General features: G+C 61.6%; 16 protein-coding genes and 3 tRNA genes. 13 read left to right on the top strand and 6 right to left on the bottom strand.

Annotation, left to right across the window (positions count from 1 at the left end):
* Positions 1-42 precede the first annotated feature (42 nt).
* The 4 genes from ABIE18_RS04845 (at position 43) to ABIE18_RS04830 (ending at position 3,660) form a co-directional block, all read left to right on the top strand.
* Positions 43-1,359 (top strand): deoxyguanosinetriphosphate triphosphohydrolase, encoded by a 1,317-nt coding sequence (locus ABIE18_RS04845; protein WP_402939669.1) that lies wholly within the window; start codon positions 43-45, stop codon positions 1,357-1,359.
* A 58-nt stretch (positions 1,360-1,417) separates the two neighbouring features.
* Positions 1,418-3,313 carry a DNA primase gene (dnaG, locus tag ABIE18_RS04840; RefSeq protein WP_499721508.1) on the top strand — a complete coding sequence of 632 codons (1,896 nt, stop codon included), beginning with the start codon at positions 1,418-1,420 and terminating at the stop codon, positions 3,311-3,313.
* Between the two features lie 86 nt (positions 3,314-3,399).
* Positions 3,400-3,472 (top strand) — tRNA-Asn (locus ABIE18_RS04835).
* Between the two features lie 115 nt (positions 3,473-3,587).
* Positions 3,588-3,660: transfer RNA gene (locus ABIE18_RS04830), tRNA-Asn, on the top strand.
* Positions 3,661-3,706: 46 nt separating this feature from the next.
* On the opposite strand, the gene ABIE18_RS04825 is transcribed toward ABIE18_RS04830, so the two are convergent.
* The 5 genes from ABIE18_RS04825 to ABIE18_RS04805 all read right to left on the bottom strand — a co-directional run bounded on the left by ABIE18_RS04825 (position 3,707) and on the right by ABIE18_RS04805 (position 9,555).
* The gene (locus ABIE18_RS04825; RefSeq protein ID WP_400279842.1) at positions 3,707-4,114 is read right to left on the bottom strand and encodes a hypothetical protein; all 408 of its coding nucleotides are present in this window, start codon (positions 4,112-4,114) and stop codon (positions 3,707-3,709) included.
* Positions 4,115-4,157: 43 nt separating this feature from the next.
* Complete coding sequence (locus ABIE18_RS04820) at positions 4,158-5,441, bottom strand: alpha/beta hydrolase (RefSeq protein WP_499721507.1); 1,284 nt, start codon at positions 5,439-5,441, stop codon at positions 4,158-4,160.
* 25 nt (positions 5,442-5,466) lie between these two features.
* The gene (locus ABIE18_RS04815; protein WP_499721506.1) at positions 5,467-7,965 is read right to left on the bottom strand and encodes a bifunctional lysylphosphatidylglycerol flippase/synthetase MprF; all 2,499 of its coding nucleotides are present in this window, start codon (positions 7,963-7,965) and stop codon (positions 5,467-5,469) included.
* Between the two features lie 126 nt (positions 7,966-8,091).
* Positions 8,092-8,271: a YMGG-like glycine zipper-containing protein gene (locus ABIE18_RS04810; RefSeq protein ID WP_216925346.1), complete on the bottom strand. Its 180-nt coding sequence runs from the start codon at positions 8,269-8,271 to the stop codon at positions 8,092-8,094.
* Positions 8,272-8,325: 54 nt separating this feature from the next.
* On the bottom strand, positions 8,326-9,555 hold the full coding sequence (locus tag ABIE18_RS04805; RefSeq protein WP_431119359.1) for a multidrug effflux MFS transporter: 1,230 nt from the start codon (positions 9,553-9,555) through the stop codon (positions 8,326-8,328).
* A gap of 176 nt (positions 9,556-9,731) precedes the next feature.
* Here ABIE18_RS04805 and ABIE18_RS04800 point away from each other — a divergent pair, with 176 nt between their 5' ends.
* The 6 genes from ABIE18_RS04800 (at position 9,732) to ABIE18_RS04775 (ending at position 15,055) form a co-directional block, all read left to right on the top strand.
* Positions 9,732-10,580: a phage holin family protein gene (locus ABIE18_RS04800; RefSeq protein ID WP_498701737.1), complete on the top strand. Its 849-nt coding sequence runs from the start codon at positions 9,732-9,734 to the stop codon at positions 10,578-10,580.
* A 49-nt stretch (positions 10,581-10,629) separates the two neighbouring features.
* Positions 10,630-11,253: a CDP-alcohol phosphatidyltransferase family protein gene (locus ABIE18_RS04795; protein ID WP_499721505.1), complete on the top strand. Its 624-nt coding sequence runs from the start codon at positions 10,630-10,632 to the stop codon at positions 11,251-11,253.
* On the top strand, positions 11,253-12,158 hold the full coding sequence (locus ABIE18_RS04790) for a DMT family transporter (RefSeq protein ID WP_499721504.1): 906 nt from the start codon (positions 11,253-11,255) through the stop codon (positions 12,156-12,158). Before ABIE18_RS04795 ends, ABIE18_RS04790 begins: the two co-directional genes overlap by 1 nt.
* Positions 12,159-12,268: 110 nt before the next feature.
* Positions 12,269-13,465 (top strand): glycosyltransferase, encoded by a 1,197-nt coding sequence (locus ABIE18_RS04785; protein WP_477513660.1) that lies wholly within the window; start codon positions 12,269-12,271, stop codon positions 13,463-13,465.
* Between the two features lie 83 nt (positions 13,466-13,548).
* Positions 13,549-13,622, top strand: a tRNA-Ile gene (locus tag ABIE18_RS04780).
* Positions 13,623-13,864: 242 nt separating this feature from the next.
* Complete coding sequence (locus ABIE18_RS04775) at positions 13,865-15,055, top strand: acyl-CoA dehydrogenase family protein (RefSeq protein WP_499721503.1); 1,191 nt, start codon at positions 13,865-13,867, stop codon at positions 15,053-15,055.
* Between the two features lie 26 nt (positions 15,056-15,081).
* Here ABIE18_RS04775 and ABIE18_RS04770 read toward each other — a convergent pair whose 3' ends face one another.
* Positions 15,082-15,576: a M23 family metallopeptidase gene (locus tag ABIE18_RS04770; RefSeq protein ID WP_499721501.1), complete on the bottom strand. Its 495-nt coding sequence runs from the start codon at positions 15,574-15,576 to the stop codon at positions 15,082-15,084.
* 407 nt (positions 15,577-15,983) lie between these two features.
* On the opposite strand from ABIE18_RS04770, the gene rpsB reads away from it, so the two are divergent.
* The 3 genes from rpsB to pyrH all read left to right on the top strand — a co-directional run bounded on the left by rpsB (position 15,984) and on the right by pyrH (position 18,649).
* Positions 15,984-16,832, top strand: a complete 849-nt coding sequence (gene rpsB, locus ABIE18_RS04765) for a 30S ribosomal protein S2 (protein ID WP_431119370.1) — start codon at positions 15,984-15,986, stop codon at positions 16,830-16,832.
* A 121-nt stretch (positions 16,833-16,953) separates the two neighbouring features.
* A complete protein-coding gene (tsf, locus tag ABIE18_RS04760) occupies positions 16,954-17,790 on the top strand; it encodes a translation elongation factor Ts (protein WP_431119372.1) in 837 nt (278 codons plus the stop codon).
* Positions 17,791-17,911: 121 nt separating this feature from the next.
* Complete coding sequence (gene pyrH, locus ABIE18_RS04755; protein ID WP_224092194.1) at positions 17,912-18,649, top strand: UMP kinase; 738 nt, start codon at positions 17,912-17,914, stop codon at positions 18,647-18,649.
* Positions 18,650-18,692: the final 43 nt, after the last annotated feature.

The following is an 18,692-nucleotide window of genomic DNA, read 5'->3' as shown; positions in this document are numbered from 1 at the left end:
AAGAAGCTCCAACACCCCGGCGCTTGAAGGAGGCAGATACCCATGGGAACCGAAGCGATACTTGGCCAAGACGGGACGGCTCACGATTTTGTGCTGGCGATCCCCGGTTACGCCGAGGCAGATTCCGCGCGGTGGGTCGAAGAGCCGCGCAAGAGCAACTATCGCTCGGATTTTGAACGGGACCGCGCCAGGGTCCTGCACTCCTCGGCGTTGCGCAGGCTCGGTGCCAAAACGCAGGTAGTTGCCCCGGACACGGACGACTTTGTCCGCACCCGGCTTACACACAGCCTCGAAGTAGCCCAGGTGGGCCGCGAACTTGGCCGCTCCCTGGGGTGCGATCCTGACGTGGTGGACACTGCGTGCCTGAGCCACGACCTTGGGCATCCGCCCTTCGGTCACAACGGTGAGTCCGCGCTGAACGAAGTAGCGCACACCATTGGTGGTTTCGAAGGCAACGCCCAGACACTGCGGCTGCTAACGCGGCTCGAACCAAAAGTACTCGCCGAGGACGGCAGGCCGGCAGGGCTTAACCTGACGCGTGCCAGCCTGGATGCTGCGTCCAAATACCCGTGGTCGGCCGTCGACGCCCCCGTGATCCATGGCCACCGCACCAGTAAGTTCGGCGCGTACGAAGACGATCTTCCGGTGTTCGAATGGCTCCGGGAAGGCGCTCCAGGTAACCGCTCGTGCATCGAGGCCCAGGTGATGGACCTTGCCGACGACATCTCGTACTCCGTGCACGACGTCGAGGATGCGATCGTTGCCGGTCATTTCCAGCTCAAATGGATGGAAAACCCGGACCATCGTGCGCGCGTGGTGGGCTACACCAAGCAGTGGTACCTGCCGCACAACGACCCCGCTGAAATTGATGCCGCCCTTGCACGGCTGGAGGCAACCAAGGTCTGGGTCCGCGAAGCTGATGGCAGCCGGAAATCCATGGCTGCCTTGAAGGACATGACCAGCCAACTGATCGGCCGTTTCTGCCAGAGCGCCATGGAAACAACGCGTGCCCACTTCGGACCAGCCAATCTGACCCGCTACGACGCGGAACTCATGGTCCCCGAGGACACCGTCACCGAAATTGCGGTCCTCAAGGGCTTGGCCACCACCTTCGTGATCTCCACCGACCACCGCCAGCCGGTGTACGAGCGCCAACGCGAAGTGCTGCATGCACTGGTGGGTGTCCTGAACGCCACGGGCGACCGTCACCTTGAGCCGATGTTCGCTGCGGACTGGCGTGACGCCGTAGACGACGGTGCGCGTTTGCGTGTGGTGATCGACCAGGTGGCGTCGCTGACGGACGTGTCTGCGCTGGCCATGTATGAGCGGCTCGTGGGCAGCCTTCCATCGCTCTGGTAACCCTTCCGGCATTCCGTTAACGGCGGGGACTCTTGGGGCAAGCGGCTAGGATGGTCACGTGGCTGGCTTGATCAAACGTGAAGATATCGACGAAGTACGCCAGCGCACGGATATCAAGGAAGTCGTTGACGGTTACGTCACCCTGAAGAGTGCCGGCTTGGGTAGCTTCAAGGGCCTGTGTCCCTTCCACGACGAACGCTCACCATCCTTCACTGTGCGCCCCCAAGTGGGCAGATATCACTGCTTCGGCTGCGGCGAAGACGGGGATGCCATCTCCTTCGTGCAGAAAATGGACCACAGCTCCTTCCACGAGGCAGTGGAAAAGCTGGCCGCCAGGATCGGCTATGAGCTGCGTTACGAGGACGGCGGCACCGGTCCGAGCCGCGAAGAAGTGGGCAAGCGCCAGCGCCTCCTGGATGCCCATAAGATCGCCGACGAGTTCTTCCGCGCCCAGTTGCTGACGCCCGGAGCCGCCGAGGGCCGCAACTTCCTCGATGGCAGGGGCTTTGACCGCGCGGCGGCCGAACACTTCGGCGTGGGCTATGCGCCGCAGGGCTGGGACTCGCTCCTTAAGCACCTGCGTGGCCGTGGGTTTACCGACGCTGAGCTCAAACTTACGGGCATGTTTTCTGAAGGAAACCGGGGCATTTACGATCGCTTCCGTGGCAGGCTTGTTTGGCCCATCCGGGACATCGCCGGCGACACCATCGGCTTCGGCGCCCGGAAGCTCTACGAGGACGATCAGGGTCCAAAGTACCTGAACACGCCTGAAACCACTCTCTACAAAAAGTCCCAGGTCCTCTACGGGATCGACATCGCAAAGCGCAACATCGCCAAGGACCGGCAGCTGGTGGTGGTTGAGGGGTACACCGACGTCATGGCCTGTCACCTCGCAGGAGTCACGACGGCGGTCGCCACCTGCGGCACGGCGTTCGGCACCGAACACATCAAGATCGCCCGGCGCCTGCTTTCGGACGACGGCACCGGGGGAGAAGTGGTCTTCACCTTCGACGGAGACGCCGCCGGCCAGAAGGCCGCCCTCCGCGCCTTCGAGGAAGACCAACGATTCGTCGCGCAAACGTACGTCGCAGTAGAGCCCACTGGCGCTGATCCCTGTGATCTTCGTCAACTCAAGGGCGATGCCGCAGTTCGCGAACTCATCGACAGCAGGAAGCCGCTCTTCGAGTTCGCCATCCGGGCCTCGCTCCGCAGGCACAACCTGGACACGGTAGAAGGTCGCGTCGCGGCGCTGCGGGAAGCGGCGCCCGTTGTGGCACAAATCCGCGACTCCGGCATCCGCCCGGCCTACATACGCGAACTCGCTGGCTGGTTGGGCATGCCGATTGAGGAAGTCAGCCGCTACGTTGGAGCCGCAGCCAAGCGTGCGGCATCCGGCGCTGCTCCGTCCGGCGCTGCGGAACAACCCACGACGACGGCGGCATCGTCGAACGGTCAGGCGTCGAGCGGTCAGGTCTTCAACCGTCCCGACCCGCGGGACCCCGTGGCAGGGATGGAGCGCCAAGCACTGGAAGTGGTCCTCCAGGAGCCCTCAGTCCTGGGAGACGGGGCATGGGAGCGCTTTGAGGCGTCCCATTTTGCTACCCCTGCCTACGCGGCGGTCCACGCAGCCGTGCGTGCCACAGGATTGGCCCGCACGGCTGATCCCGTGGGATGGGTGGAGCACATCCGGCAGGAAGTCCCGGAGCCTCTGCGGCCCTTGGTTTCTGAGTTGGCAGTAACGCCTTTGCCAGCCAGTACCCCGGAGGCCATGCAGCGGTATTGCCGGGACATTTTGGCGAGGCTTTTCGAACTGCAGATCACCCGCATTAAAGCGGACAAGATGGGTCAGCTGCAGCGCCTTGACGCAACTGCATTTCCAGAGGAATTCCAGCGGCTGAACCGGGAACTGATGGTGCTGGAAATGCAGCGTCGAGCCCTGCGTTCAGACTCCTGACGGTCTCTGCCGAGGGCTGTCGGAAGCGGCCGGGATGCTCGATTTCGTTTTCCGGCGGGGCCCTGTTAAGCTAGTAACCGCTTCATTCCTCCGTAGCTCAATTGGCAGAGCATTCGACTGTTAATCGAAGGGTTACTGGTTCAAGTCCAGTCGGAGGAGCGCACAATACCCCCGTTCCGGAGTCTCGGAACGGGGGTATTTTTATACCCCCAGGGGGTATCTCCGGCCGATTCGCATTCGCATAAAACCTTTGCTAAAGTCATAACCGCTTCATTCCTCCGTAGCTCAATTGGCAGAGCATTCGACTGTTAATCGAAGGGTTACTGGTTCAAGTCCAGTCGGAGGAGCGCAAGGACCCCGCGCCGGTTTCGTACTGGTGCGGGGTCCACTTTTTTACACGAAATCCATCTCCACCTGGAGGAACCGTGCCGCTTCGGCCACGGCCGCCAGGAAGGCTTCCTGTTCGGTCGGCGGTGTTCGCGGTTCGCGCGGATGCCATTCATGGGGTGCGGAGTAAACGCGCGTGAAACCTCCGCCCGGGGGCGCATAGAAGATTCCAAACCGCTGGACCGGCCACTCAGGTGAGGTCTCCGGGGCAACCAGCAACGCGGCGTCGGCTTCTGGGTTGTACCACTGGGCGATGGGCCGGCGGCGATCATCAGTGAAAAGGCCGGCGGCATACAGTGCCGCAGACTGGGGACTGGTCACGGAGCACAAACGCTCCCACCACAGCGGCAGGATGCGTTCATCCCGACGCTGCCAAGGTGCCGGAAGCGGCTGCAGCTCTTGCCAATGTGGCACATCTCAACTTTATCGCCGGGGGCGGGCCGGCAACAGGCCCTGCCTAGCCGGACAAACCAAGCCTGGGATACAGCACCTCGAACCCTTTTGTCAGGCCGGCGTTCAATGCGATGCCTACATGCCCGCCGTTTGGCACCTCGTAATAGGTCACCGTCATTCCGGAAGCTTTCGCAGCCGCGGAGACAGCCTTCGCAGCTGCAACATAAGTCACATCATCCGAGCCCACGGTGAAAACGGCAGTGGTGTCTGGAAATTGCTTACCCTTCATGATGTTGATGGGTTTCTGTGCGTCATAGGCTGCCTGGTTGCCGCCAAAGATCTCTGCAAGGTTGCCTGCAGGGTCTTCCGCCCCGGGAAACTCCTCGCCGGAGATGTCCACCACATTGCCCCACAGCTTCGGGTATTTGAGGACAAAGGAGATGGCGCACTGCCCGCCGTTGGAGTATCCGGCGATGGTCCAATGGTCGCGGTCCGGGAGGATGTTCAGGTTCGCCTTGGCCCAGTTCACCACGTCAACGTTGATGTACTTCTCCACGTTTCCGTACTTTGCTGTGTCCAGGCACAGAGTGTCGTCTTGATCCGGTCCGATCTGGTCGGCCACGATCGCGATGGGCGCCAAGCCGTTGTTTTTCGCAGCAAATTCGTCCAACGCGGCCGAAACGTACTGGGGATCAGGGAGGCCCGGCTGGCCCATCATGAGGACGAACAAAGGCAAACGGGGAGGATTCTCCGTCAGGGCAGCAGGCGGCAGGTAGATCCCGGCAGGGCGGGCATTGAAACCCGAGGCTGTGGCTGGAATGACCTGTGTTCCCACCTCGCCCTTTGTTGGCATGTTGGCGGGCGGTTTCCAGCTCTGCCAGAGGGGGCCGGAAGGGAGGGGAGCGTCCGGGTCCGGTTTGCTCAGTTGGATGGCTTCCTCAGTGGAGATCCCCAGCGCTGAGCCCAGGGTCCTGTTGAGCCCGAACTCCATGTTGACGCCCAGCGCAGTAACCAGGAGGAACACAGGAATCGATATCGCCGCCACCACCTTCCGCCACCTGGGACTGTGGCGGAAACTAACCACGGCCAGCCCAAGGGCAGCGAAGCCGGTGATCACCCAGAACCACACGCGAGGTGTCAGGCCCACGTGGAAGACGTCCAGGACATCCTCCACGATCCAGACCGTGAACCAACCCAGCGCTGCTGTCACCACAATGCCAAGCACCGCGGTGATGACCCAGCGCGAAGACGGCCTGAGGAACAGCAACAGGAAAAGCCCGACGCCGATGACCACGGCTATCGTCATGACCACCGGCCCGCTGATCTCGATTTCCAGGAGGCCCTTCATGACGGCCGCGTCTGTCCGGCGGCGGTCATGCGGCTGGTTCCCGGGCAACCATTTGCCGCAGCAAACCGGCGCTCTGTGCGCGGGACAACCCCGGCAAGTACGCCGAGCCAACGGCAAGACCTATGGAAGGCAGGGCCAGCGGGTCCCGGTAATACATGTACAGAGTGCGGTGCTCGGGCTGGAACCGCGATTTGAAAGCTGCCAGGGACTTGAAGCCGTACATGGGTTCCAGTGCATTGCCCAGCATTGCCAGGACCCGGTCCAAGGCACTGCGGTCACCGTCGTCCGTCCCGCCCCCTGTATTGGCCAGTGGGGAGCCTGACAGCGAGATCCGGGGAACGTCGTCCTTGAAGTGCGTAACGGCAGAGGCGATCAGGAATTCCATGACCCCCTTGAAACCAGTGGTTCGGCGGCGCATGAAGTCCAAGGTCCAACCCGACACCACGCCGTCGGTAAAGACCGGCAGCCAGCTCGTGACCCCGTGGACCAAGCCATCATCGTCCACCGCCACGCAACACACGACTTCGGGATCCTTCAGTTCATCGAGTCCGCCCAACGTGAACCCCATCTCGGGGAGCGCCTTGTCCGCCACCCACTCTTCCGAGATTTCGGCCAGTTGTGCCCGGATCCCCGGTGGCATTTCCGCGTAGTGGTACCAGTGGTCCTTGATGGACAGCTTCTCAGCCCTGTTCAGCGCGGTCCGGACGTTCTGCCATTCCTTGCCTTTGAACGTCATGGCCTGGATATTCAGCAGGGTTTCTTCCGCCACCTCCAGTTTGCGGAAGCCACGGGGAAGGAGGGCCTCGTCAAGCTCCGCCGTGGCCGAATAGAAGCACGATGTGAGGCCCAGTGCCGCGCAATGCGCCAGGAAGCCTGTCGCAGCCTCGGTGTGGTGCTGGCGGGCCCCGAACGGACCCGCCACCGTCAGTGCCACTCCGTTGTGCACTTGGTAGGCGAGGCCGGCCCTCCTGTCCGGAGTGAACCAGTATTGGTTGTTGTCCCACAGGGCCATCCAGGACAAGGTGCCCCCGCCGTCGTGAAGCAATTCACGGGTGTGTCCCAGATCCGCAGCAGGGTCCTTTGCCAGCGTCCGGAACCGCTGGAAATTGTTCAGGACCATCAAAAGGATGCAGAGCCAGATAACGTCCCCGCCCAGTCCGTAAAGAACTGTGCTCAGCAGTCCCTGCGGCAGTTCAACGACGAAGGGAACGGGGAAGGGGACCAGGATATGGGTCAATTGGCCTGCGAGGTCCCACAGGGATGAGCGGCCCGGGTTCCCTTCCACGAACCAGAAGACCACGTACAGGGCCGCCGCCACAGCAGCCATGATGAGGGTTGTCCTGCCCAGGACGCGATATCCGGCGTCGCTGGATTCCACCCGGAATTTGTGGCGGTTGATCACCAGCAGGACCGCGATGATCAGCGGCGCCAGAATAGCGGGAACGGCATAGAGCAGGAGGTAACCGATGTCGTCATTGCCCAGTGTCACTTCCGGATCCGTCACGTACTGCAGGATTGCCACGCTCGTCACGAACGCCAGGTAGAGCTGGATGACCAGGGTCAGTCTGTAGGCGAGGCGGCGACCACGGCGCAGCCCCTCAGCACAGACAAGCAGCAACAGCACCGGGATCACTGACAGGATGGTGGCGCCGAAACTCTGCACACCCACAACGCTCTGCAGCGTGACGCAGCTCTTGTCGTTGTCGCAGGCTTCCTTCACTTCGTCCACGCTGGGGCTTGCCTGCAGCATCACCTCGGAAACCACAGAAAGCGGCCCCACCTCCAATGTGCCCGTCAACTGGGTGAGCAACGGGCCCAGGGCGAAGACACCCACCACGGTGCCCACAAGGAACCGGGTCTCACGAAGGCTCGAGGAGTGAAGCGAGCCCGCACGTCGCCGCAGCACCAGGGCCTGAACGGCCCAACCGGCCAGAATGCCGATGACAGCGCCGGCAAGGGCCTGGAGTGTTTGTGCGACGCCTACAAACAACGCGAACATCAGCGTGGCGGCCAGCAACCACGTCCGGAGGCGACGACGCCACAGTGCCTCCAGTGCCGCCGTCGAACATCCCAACGCGGCGGCGGCACCACCGTAAGCGCCCACAACGTACTCGCCACCCAGGAAACTAAGCCATTGGTCGCTGTTGTCCGTTCCAAAAGCAACCAGCCCCATCACCACCAAGGCGCTCAGGGCAGAGCCAAAGATAAATGCCGCCAGGGCCAGCCATGGACCCATGGTGCGCTCGGCGATACCCACGCCCACCAGGATCATGACGGTGCACGCCAGATAGTCAAGCAAGGATGAGGCGAAGAAGGATGATGTGAAGATGGACCAACCCGGCCCCGGATCAAGCGCCAAACCCAGCCCGACTTGTTCCAGGAGTGCCTCGTTGGCGCCGGCGATCAGGCTCCCCGTAACTGCCCCGACAACCCACAGGAACAGCACGAGTCCCAAGGTCACCGGCAGCCGCCGTACGCTCGCCAGGCCATAAACAGTGCCCCGATATCCCACAGCCGCACTCATGTGATGTCCCCTTCACCGGCGAAGCGGGGGAAACCCCCGGCTGGCCACCATTCTGCCCTGCCAGGCGCCGTAAGGGGAGGGCTTACGCGGGCCGATAGACCCGGGGCCGGATGGACCCGGTTACGGTTAGTCCCGATTCCAGGGGCCCGGGTTCACCCGGTACAGCAGGGCCGCTCCAATGACGGCGCCAAGTATCGCCCCGAACAGTGCACTCCCAGCGAGGCGGCCCAACAGTGCCCCGACGACGGCGCCAAGCACGGCCCCGAGGAAAAGGCCCCTGCCGTTGCGGTGCGGTTTCTTGGTCATGGTCACAGCCTATGGTCCGGTTCCGGGGAATGCCGTACTAATGGATTGACGGGACTAGTGGATTGAAGGGACAGTCCGAGGCCGGACCACCAGCCACAGTGCGGCGATGGCTCCGGTGATGCAGACAGCCTGGACCGCGCCCATGGGCACCGCTGAATCGACACCAAGCCAGCCGACCACAGGGGGGACAATGCCCGCCATCATGAATTGCGCTGCGCCCAGGAGCGATGCCGCCGTCCCCGCTTGGGCTCCATGGTTCGCCAGGGAGAGGACCTGGACGCAGGGGAAAAGGAAGCCTGTGGCGCAAATGTAGAACCACAGCGGAATCAGGATGCCCCAGAGACCCACGTGCAGGAGATCGAGCACGATAATCAGGGCCGCCATCAGCAGCATGAATACCGTGGCTCCGGCCACAATCCACTGTGGAGCCACGCGCCGGATCAACCTTGAGCTGATCTGGACGCCCGCCACGATACCCAGCGAATTGACGCCGAAGAGTAGGCCGTATTCCTGGGGAGAGAATTCGTAAATGTTCTGGAACAGGAAGGTGGAGGCGGAGAGGTAGGCGAACAAACCACCGAAGTTGAGGCTGCCTACCATCAACATGCCCACGAAGATCCGGTCCGTCAGCACCGTCTTGTACCGCTGCCGCACCGTGACTGTGGATTTCCCGCGCCGTTCCGCCGGGAGGGTTTCGCGAATGAAGAAGATCGCGGCCAGTATCACCAACGTGCCGTAGCAAGCCAGGAAGTAGAAGATGCCGGGCCACGGGAACACCAGCAGCAACTGGGAACCGATGATTGGGGCCAGGATCGGGGCAAGCCCGTTGACCAAGGACATTCGGGAGAACATGCGGACCATCGAATAGCCGTGGAACAAGTCCCGGACCATGGCCATTGCGACAACGCCGCCACCCGCGGCGCCGATACCCATGAGCACACGGAAGAGGGACAGGAACCCAATGTCCGTAGCCAATGCAGCGCCCAACGAAGATCCAATATGCAGTGCAGTGGCCAGGATCAAGGGCAGGCGACGGCCAAACTTGTCGCTGAAGGGACCAACCACCAACTGTCCAAGGCCAAACCCAACGGTGGTGCCGGTCAGTGTCAGCTGGATCGCCGTGGCTGATACGCCAAAACTCTCCTCCAGCGCAGGAAACGCAGGAAGGTAGAGATCCACCGTGAAGGGCCCCAGAGCGGTCAGGGCACCGAGAAGGACAATGTAGACAAGCTTTTCGCGTCGGCTCAGGGAATCGCCCGGAGCAATTGGATTGGTCACGATCATCTATCCTATGGCCGTCACATCATATTTATGCAGCTACGTCAGGCGCGCCGCGGTGTCATCGGCGAAAGTTGAGCCGGAACCTGAATGATAGTTTTGAGGACAGGTGCCCGCGGCGATCTTTTTCCGGCCGCGTTCGCCCGACACGATGCCCAGAGGAAGCAGTTAGGCGGAACCCAATGAGTGGACGTCACACCGGCCGGACCAGCACGCGACCAGCCATCCGTACTTTGCCGAAGACCCTCAAGCTCGTTGCCCGTTTGGCTCCCAGGCAACTCAACGATGAAATCGCCCTTGCCAAGGTCGAACTCAAGCGCAAGGCCACCCAGGTTGGGGTGGCCGGAGCGTTCTTTGGCGTAGCCCTTGTTTTCATGTCCCTCCTGGTGATCGCGCTGGTGGTGGCCGCGATTCTCGGTTTGGCTACCATCATGCCGGGCTGGCTTGCAGCGTTGATCGTCGCAGCAGTCTTTCTCGTGATCGTCGCGCTCGGAGCCTTGATCGGCGTCGCCAAGTTCAAGAAGGCCATGCCCTTGATCCCGGAAGACACCATCCGTGGACTCAAGCACGATCTCGGAATTGCGAAGGAGGGCTCGGCCTTCGACGAATCGATCCTGGATCCCAATTCGCCCGCTGCCAAGGCGGAGAAAGCCGCCAAGGAAGCTGCCGCCGAAAAGGCGAAGGCAGAAAAGGCTGCAAAGGAAGCTGCCAAGGAAGCGGACGCAGCCAAGGCGCCCACGGAGGCAGAACTCCGCCTGCGCCTGAACAAGCGGCGGGAACACCTCACCGGCGTGCGCGATGAACTTGGCGAGCAGTTGGACGTCAAAAAGCAGGGCCAGGCTTTGCTGGGCACAGCCACAATGAAACTCCAGGAGGGAAAGGACTTTGCTTCGGCGAAGTTCGCTGACCTTGGGGAGGCCGTCCCCGAGGACCTCACCGGACGCCTTGCTTCCCGATGGAAGGACCTCGTGGCTTTCGCCGCCGCGGCTGCAGTCTTCGTGGTTGCCCTGCGGAAGCTGCTGAAGAAGTAGCAGCCTGCCGCGGTACAGCACACACTGGAGGAGAGGAAAGGGGGACACCATGAGGTTCATCGGTGCTGGTTCGCATCCGGACCGTCCCCAGGTGGACCACGACCTCGTCTTTACTGTTCCCAATGTGCTCACAGTTCTGCGCTTCATGGGCGTTCCGCTCTTTGTGTGGTTGGTCCTGTGGCAGAAGGAATATGGCTTCGCTGTGCTCGTCCTGGTCATCATGGGCAGCACGGACTGGGTGGATGGTTATGTCGCCCGCCGCTACGACCAAACTTCCAAGTTGGGCAGGATCCTGGACCCCCTGGCGGACCGGGCCGCGCTCATAGCCGTTGCCATCACTTTGGCGATCGCCGGCGTCGTGCAGTGGTGGTATCTGGCCGCGCTGGTGGTGCCTGACGCCATTCTTGCCATTGCCTCGCTGATTTACTTCCGCAGCCATCCAGACCTTCCTGTCAGCATCATCGGCAAGATCCGCACCGGGCTCCTGCTGGTGGGCACGCCGTTGCTGGTACTTTCCAAATTGCCGATTCCCTACACCGACGCTTACTTCGCCGCCGCTTGGGTCTTCCTCGGCCTCGGACTGTTGGGCCACTGGATTGCGGCCTACAACTACTACTGGGCCATCCTGCGTAAAGGCAAAGAACTGCGGGCCAACGACGGCGGACACGGCTGATGGTGTGGCTGGCGGTTTTCCTTGCCGTACTTGGCGCCTTTTTCCTTGCCATTGGTGCCCAACGCCAAGGAAGCGCGGTCAAGGCCGATACCGGCGGCCTGGCCCTGAGCTCCAACGGGTTCCTTCGGCTTCTGCGCAACCCACGATGGATGCTCGGGCTCTTGCTGTTGTGCCTTGGCATGGTGATGAATGCGATCGCCCTTGTATCGGCACCCCTGACGGTGGTGCAGCCCATTGGTGCGATCGCCCTGGTCATTACCACCGTGGTCAATGCCAAGGACCAGGGCCTGAGCATCAACCGCGCCACCGTGGTTGCCATTACCGCCTGCGTCACCGGATCAGCTTTGTTCGTACTGCTGGCAGTTAACGTCACGCAGGAAAACCACCATGTTAACGCTGAAGACGAACTGACAATCGTGCTGCTCCTGGCCCTGGCCGTCGGGCTTTTCGGCACCCTTGCAGTGCTGTTCAAACACCGCATGAGCGCCTTCATATACATCGTGGGAGCGGGCGTACTGTTTGGCTTCGTGGCCGTCCTGACCCGGATCATCGGCAAGCACCTCCTGGATCCCAACGGCCTGTTCCTGCTCAATGTGCAGTGGTACACGCTCATTGCCATCGCGGCCGCCGGCGGCCTTGGTTCCTGGTTCGTCCAGAGCGCGTATTCAGGCGGACCCCCGGATCTGGTTATTGCCGGACTCACCGTGGTGGACCCCATGGTGGGTATCGCCATCGGCATCGTCATCCTTGGTGAGCTTCGTCCCGATGTCCAGCCTGTGATGGCAATCGGCATGGCCGCCGCAGCTTCCCTTGCTATCGTGGGGGTTATTGCCTTGAGCCGGCACCACCCGGAAGTCACCAAGCGTAAGAAGGACGCGAAGGCGGCTGCAAGCCGGAAGGCCTAGGCAAAGCTTTAACTTGCGCCACCGCATCCCAGCGGTCCGGCAACCCGGCGACACCACAGCATTGACCCGTTCAAGGCTGTTCCGCACCGTGACCATCAGGAGTTCTCCACGTGACCATTCCCGACACCAACAAACCCCTTACCATCCTGATCGCGGCGGATACCTACCCGCCGCACTTGAACGGTGCTGCGCAGTTCGGCTACCGCCTGGCCAAGGGAATGACCGCGCGCGGACACAACGTGCACGTGTTGGCCTGCCGTCCGGACACGGGCAAGAGCTACACGGAGTTCCGTGACGAGGCCACAGTGCACCGCCTCCGCTCGCATGGAGTGTTCACCCACGAATACTTCCGCATCTGCTTTCCTTGGGAAATCAAGAAGGAAATCACGCTCCTGTTCGACAAGGTCCAACCGGACGTGGTGCACATTCAAAGCCATTACATGATTGGCGAACACGTACTGTACGAGGCCGTAAAGCGTGGCATCAGGGTTGTTGCCACCAACCACTTCATGCCTGAAAACCTGAACCCGTTCCTGCCTTTCCCGCAGTGGTTCAAGGACATCGTGGGGCGCATCTCCTGGAAGGATATGGGCAAGGTGATGGGCCAGGCGGACGTCGTCACCACACCTACCCCTCTGGCGGCCAAGGCCATGCACCAGCACGCTTTCCTCCGCAAGGTCCTGCCCCTGTCCAACGGCATCGACTCCGCAGCCTATGAACTTCAGCCCGGCGAGACAATCGAACCCCATGCCAATCCCACGGTTCTTTTCGCGGGACGCCTTGCGGAAGAGAAGCACGTCAATGTGCTCATCGACGCCATTGCCAAGACCCCGCGGGAACTCAACGTCCACCTCGAGATCGTGGGCGGCGGGGAAGTCCGCCCGGCCCTGGAAGCACAGGTTGCCAGGCTTGGCTTGGGGGATCGGGTGAAATTCCTTGGACTGGCAAGCGATGAAGAGCTGCGCGAGGCCTACATCAAGGCCGATATTTTCTGCATGCCCGGCACTGCAGAACTTCAATCGTTGGTGACGCTCGAAGCCATGTCTGCCTCCACTCCGGTGCTGTTGGCCAATGCCATGGCACTCCCGCATCTGGTCCGTGACGGCGAAAACGGATACCTCTTCACACCCAACGACAGCACGGAGCTAGCCGCGAAGATCACCAAGCTGGTGGAGCTTCCCGAGGACCAGCTGAAAGCCATGGGCAAGGTGAGCCGCGAAATGGTGGAGCCGCACAGTATCAACGGCACCCTTCAGACGTTCGAGGACCTGTACCGCGGGGCTTCCTACGAGGACATGGTGGTGTGACAACAGCACTCTCGAGTAGCTATTAGTATTGCTAGAGTGCATTTGCCCCGACTGCTGCTTCTTAGCGGCTGGAGGGGCGTCACGGGGCTATAGCTCAGCTGGTTAGAGCGCGGGACTCATAATCCTAAGGTCCTCGGTTCAAGTCCGAGTAGCCCTACCTTTACACGGGAGCCGTGGTTGGCGTTTCATACGTCAGCCACGGCTCCTTTGTGTTCCCACTGTGCGCTATCGCCGGGTAAGGGATCCCGCAGTGAAAATCCCTGAAGCCTGAATTGCTCCATTCGTCTCGTTGCGGCGAACCGGGCAACTGCGGTATGTTACTCATCAGTAACTTACTACTCGCCGGTAACTTCCGCGGCCGTGACGTGGTCGCAGGTGACCACCCTTGAAGGAGCGCACATGTCCAACGCTGCATTTGATGCCAAGAACCTCCCTTATGCCGATGGTGACTTCTACGCCTTTGAGCAGATGCTGACGGGCAAGGAGCAGGACCGCCTGGCCGAGGTTCGCGAATTCCTGGCCCGCGAGGTCAAGCCCATCGCGGTGGATTGCTGGAACCGCGCTGAGTTTCCCATGGAGCTCATCCCCAAGTTGGCGGAGATCGATCTTGTCAGCCCTGTGCGCCGGCAAGGCTATTCGAACCTTTTTGCGGGCATTCTTCATGCGGAAGTGACCCGCGCCGATGCTTCCATTGCAACGTTCATGGGCGTGCATGATGGCCTCTTCACCGGCTCCATCGAAGCCCTGGCTTCCCAGGAGCAGAAGGATGCCTGGCTTCCGGACATCTACTCCCTGAAGAAGATCGGCGCGTTCGGTTTGACCGAACCTCTGGGTGGTTCCGATGTGGCCGGTGGTACCCGGACCACCGCACGGCGCGATGGGGACCACTGGATCCTCAACGGTGCCAAGCGATGGATCGGCAACGCCACGTTCTCCGATTGGGTGGTCATCTACGCCAGGGATGTGGAAGACAACCAGGTCAAGGCATTCCTCGTGGACACCTCGCTGCCCGGATACTGGGCAAGCAAGATCGAGAACAAGATCTCCCTGCGTACCGTTCAGAACGCGGACATCATCCTGGACAACGTGGTGGTGCCGGACTTCTTCAAGCTGGCCAACGCCAACAGCTTCCGCGATACCAACAAAGTCCTCAAGGTGACCCGGCTCGCCGTCGCCTGGCAAGCCGTGGGTCTTCAGCTCGCTGCCTTCGATGTTGCCCGATCCTACGCGGTTGAGCGCCAGCAATTTGGCAGGCCCTTGGCGGCCTTCCAGCTGGTGCAGAACCAGTTGGTTCAGATCCTGGGCAACGCGGTGGCATCAATGGGCATGATGGTGCGTCTGGCCCAGCTTGAGGACGCGGGGGTTGCAAAGGACGAGCAGTCAGCCTTGGGGAAGGCGTTCACTACCGCACGCATGCGGGAAAGTGTTGCCCTTGGCCGCGGGATCCTGGGCGGCAATGGCATTGTCACGGACTACGAAATGGCCAAGATCTTCTCCGATGCGGAGGCCATCTACTCCTACGAAGGCACGCACGAGATCAACACCCTGGTGACCGGGCGGGCTATCACGGGAGTCTCGGCCATCGTCTAGATACCAGGCTCCCGTTCCAATGCCGTCTATTCCAGCGGCAGCAGGATGGATGGCCTCAGGTCCTCCACGAATCCCAAAGGGTTGACGTAATCCTCGCCGCGGCGGACGCCCCAGTGCAGGCAAGCTGTGGCGCTGCAGTGTCCGGAGGCCAGGGAGCCAATCGCCTGGCCCTTGCGCACCGTATCTCCGGGTTTTAGGTCGCTGGTGACCGGCTCAAAGCTGCTGCGTAGGCCCTCGCCGTGATCGATCGTCAGGACCGGACGGTCAACCACGACGCCGGCAAAGGTCACCACGCCATCGGACGGCGCGGTGACCGTAGCGCCGTCGAGCGCTGGCCCCAGGTCCACGCCGCGGTGTCCGCTTAGCCACGGCTTGTCCGGTGGATCGAACGTCCGAAGGGCGGCGGGTTCAGGGGAGAGGGGCCAGCTCCACCGCGCCTCTGCCGGCGATGTGGTGCCGGGGATTCCGGCCAGGGTCACGGAGAGGACAAGAGTGGACATGGAGAGTTTCAAAATGGCCATGTACCAAGGCTTTCCGCTCCCGCCCTGCCGTACCATCCCCGGACTGTCCTATGTGGACAACATCCGCGTTCGGGCGGTCAAACGAGTGGTGCCGCTGTAGTACACTTGGTGGAGCAGTTTGCTGTGCCCTCAAGCTAATTCGGGAACATGTCTCATTCAGATATGTGAGGGTCCAGAGCTGACTACGCGTATCCAGCCCTCCACCAGCGAAGCCTCTTGGCTTTAGGCTGCGGAGGATTGTGCCTCTTGCGGTCCGGTTAAGCCTTGCGGCCCCTCCGGATGAGAAGCGCAATGGATGCCAGGAGCCGCGCCCATCCGGGCAAAGGCTAAACAACCGTCAACTATTGGCAGGGTAAGAGCAGCCCTATGGGCTCTCTCATGAATGACCTGCCGGAAGGAGCGTCGGCATGCCCGTCGTAACTATGCGCCAGCTGCTTGACAGCGGCGTCCACTTTGGACACCAGACCCGTCGTTGGAACCCGAAGATGAAGCGCTTCATCTTCACGGAGCGCAACGGCATCTACATCATTGACCTCCAGCAGTCGCTGTCCTACATCGACCGCGCCTACGAGTTCGTCAAGGCTACTGTCGCCCACGGCGGCACCGTCCTGTTCGTCGGCACCAAGAAGCAGGCTCAGGAAGCAATTGCCGAGCAGGCTACCCGCGTTGGCCAGCCGTACGTGAACCAGCGTTGGTTGGGCGGTATGCTCACCAACTTCCAGACTGTCGCCAAGCGTATCCAGCGCATGAAGGAACTCGAAGAGATCAACTTCGAGGACGTCGCCGGCTCCGGTTACACCAAGAAGGAGCTCCTGCTCCTCAAGCGCGAACTCACCAAGCTTGAGTCCAACCTCGGTGGTATCCGCAACCTGACCAAGGCCCCGTCTGTTCTGTGGGTTGTTGACACCAAGAAGGAACACCTTGCTGTCGACGAAGCCAAGAAGCTGAACATCCCGGTTGTTGCCATCCTGGACACCAACTGCGATCCCGACGAAGTTGACTTCCCGATCCCGGGCAACGACGACGCCATCCGCTCCGTCAACCTGCTCACCCGCGTTGTTGCCGACGCCGTTGCTGAGGGCCTCATCGCCCGCAACCAGCGCGCCACCGGCACCACCGAGGCTCCGGAAGAGCCGCTGGCCGAGTGGGAGCGCGAGCTCCTCGAAGGCAGCAAGGCTGAAGAAGCTCCGGCCGCCGAGGCTGCTGAAGCTCCCGCTGCCGAAGCTGCATCCGGCGAAGCCGAAGAAGCCAAGTAAATCTGGACCTTCCCTGAGGCCGGAAACGGCAACGGGGGCATCTGACAGGATGGCGGCTCACATGGTGGGCTGCCGTCCTGTCAGTCCGTAAACACACAACTTTCTAGACAGAGGGGTTCACATGGCGAACTACACTGCTGCTGACATCAAGGCCCTGCGCGAGCGCACCGGCGCCGGCATGATGGACGTCAAGAAGGCTCTTGACGAGGCCAACGGTGACGCCGAGAAGGCCATCGAGATCATCCGCATCAAGGGCCTGAAGGGCGCTACCAAGCGCGAAGGCCGCTCCACCGCTGAGGGCCTGGTTGCTGCCAAGGTTACCGGCGGCGTGGGCGTAATGATCGAGGTCAACTGCGAGACCGACTTCGTCGCCAAGGCTGACAAGTTCATCCAGCTCGCTGACAAGGTCCTCAACGTTGCAGTCGAGTCCGGCGCTGCCGACCTCGAAACCCTGCTCGCCACCGAGGTCGACGGCAAGCCGCTGTCCGAGATCGTCATCGAAGAGGGTGCTGTCCTCGGCGAAAAGGTTGTTGTCCGCCGTATTTCCCGCGTTGAGGGCACCACGGTTGACGCTTACCTGCACAAGACCTCCAAGGACCTTCCTGCACAGGTCGGCGTCCTGTTCGCTGTTGACGGTGAAGGCGAAACCGCTGCCACCGCAGCACACGACATCGCCGTCCACGTGGCAGCCATGGCTCCGAACTACCTGACCCGCGAAGACGTCCCGGCCGAACTGGTCGAGTCCGAGCGCCGCATCGCTGAAGAGACTGCCAAGGCTGAAGGCAAGCCGGAAGCTGCACTCGCCAAGATTGTTGAAGGCCGCGTGACGGGCTTCTACAAGGGCGAGGTCCTGGTTGACCAGGCATTCGCCAAGGATTCCAAGAAGACCGTTGCACAGGTCCTCGAAGAAGCCGGCGTCAAGGCAACCGCAGTATCCCGTTTCCGCGTCGGAAACTAGTAATTCATGAAAAGGGGTGGTCACTTCGGTGGCCGCCCCTTTTTCATGCACCCGTCCGGGTAGTATCTGCGCGGACCCACAGCACGATAATCTAGCCAGAGTCCACCAACGGGAAGGCACCATGGAAACCGTCAATACTGCAATCCAGCCCGAGAAGACCCGCCGCCGTGTACTTCTGAAACTGTCCGGCGAGGTCATCGGCGGAGGCAAGCTCGGCGTCGATCCTGAAACCGTCCGCGCTATTGCCAAGCAGATCGCTGCTGCGGTCGCTGACGTTGAAGTAGCCATTGTGGTTGGCGGTGGAAACTTCTTCCGCGGAGCCGAACTGTCCCAGAGCGGCATGGACCGGTCCCGTGCGGACTACATGGGCATGCTTGGCACGGTCATGAACTGCCTTGCGCTGCAGGACTTCCTGGAGCAAGCGGGCGTCGAAACCCGCGTCCAAAGCGCCATCACCATGGGCCAGGTGGCAGAGGCGTACATTCCGCGCCGGGCCATCCGCCACATGGAAAAGGGCCGCGTGGTCATCTTCGGTGCAGGAGCCGGTCTGCCGTACTTCTCTACGGACACGGTAGCTGCCCAGCGTGCGCTCGAAGTCCACGCCGACGTCGTACTGATGGCCAAGAGCGGTGTGGATGGCGTCTACACCGCAGATCCCAAGAAGGATTCCTCCGCCGAAAAGCTTGATGTCCTCAGCTATGACGACGCCCTGCGCCGGGACATCCGTGTCATGGACCAGACAGCCATGACCATGTGCAAGGACAACAACCTGTCCATGGTGGTCTTTGGCATGGAGGGCGAGGGCAACGTTACCCGCGCCATCCTGGGTGAAACGCTGGGAACCCTGGTTACTCCCTAGCAGCGGCTAGGATATTTCTAGGACCGTCCGCCCTTCGTGGCGG

This window comes from Arthrobacter sp. 2762 (assembly GCF_040548745.1).
GTDB lineage: Bacteria > Actinomycetota > Actinomycetes > Actinomycetales > Micrococcaceae > Arthrobacter.
This window is presented reverse-complemented; position numbering and strand designations above follow the sequence as displayed.

Excerpts from the sequence above, each read along its gene's own strand:
- ABIE18_RS04800 (WP_498701737.1), top strand. The coding sequence starts at position 9,732 with ATGAGTGGACGTCACACCGGCCGGACCAGCACGCGACCAGCCATCCGT.
- rpsB (WP_431119370.1), top strand. The coding sequence starts at position 15,984 with ATGCCCGTCGTAACTATGCGCCAGCTGCTTGACAGCGGCGTCCACTTT.
- ABIE18_RS04810 (WP_216925346.1), bottom strand. The coding sequence starts at position 8,271 with ATGACCAAGAAACCGCACCGCAACGGCAGGGGCCTTTTCCTCGGGGCC.
- ABIE18_RS04805 (WP_431119359.1), bottom strand. The coding sequence starts at position 9,555 with ATGATCGTGACCAATCCAATTGCTCCGGGCGATTCCCTGAGCCGACGC.
- ABIE18_RS04845 (WP_402939669.1), top strand. The coding sequence starts at position 43 with ATGGGAACCGAAGCGATACTTGGCCAAGACGGGACGGCTCACGATTTT.
- tsf (WP_431119372.1), top strand. The coding sequence starts at position 16,954 with ATGGCGAACTACACTGCTGCTGACATCAAGGCCCTGCGCGAGCGCACC.
- ABIE18_RS04815 (WP_499721506.1), bottom strand. The coding sequence starts at position 7,965 with ATGAGTGCGGCTGTGGGATATCGGGGCACTGTTTATGGCCTGGCGAGC.
- ABIE18_RS04795 (WP_499721505.1), top strand. The coding sequence starts at position 10,630 with ATGAGGTTCATCGGTGCTGGTTCGCATCCGGACCGTCCCCAGGTGGAC.
- pyrH (WP_224092194.1), top strand. The coding sequence starts at position 17,912 with ATGGAAACCGTCAATACTGCAATCCAGCCCGAGAAGACCCGCCGCCGT.
- ABIE18_RS04770 (WP_499721501.1), bottom strand. The coding sequence starts at position 15,576 with ATGGCCATTTTGAAACTCTCCATGTCCACTCTTGTCCTCTCCGTGACC.
- ABIE18_RS04790 (WP_499721504.1), top strand. The coding sequence starts at position 11,253 with ATGGTGTGGCTGGCGGTTTTCCTTGCCGTACTTGGCGCCTTTTTCCTT.
- ABIE18_RS04820 (WP_499721507.1), bottom strand. The coding sequence starts at position 5,441 with ATGAAGGGCCTCCTGGAAATCGAGATCAGCGGGCCGGTGGTCATGACG.
- ABIE18_RS04775 (WP_499721503.1), top strand. The coding sequence starts at position 13,865 with ATGTCCAACGCTGCATTTGATGCCAAGAACCTCCCTTATGCCGATGGT.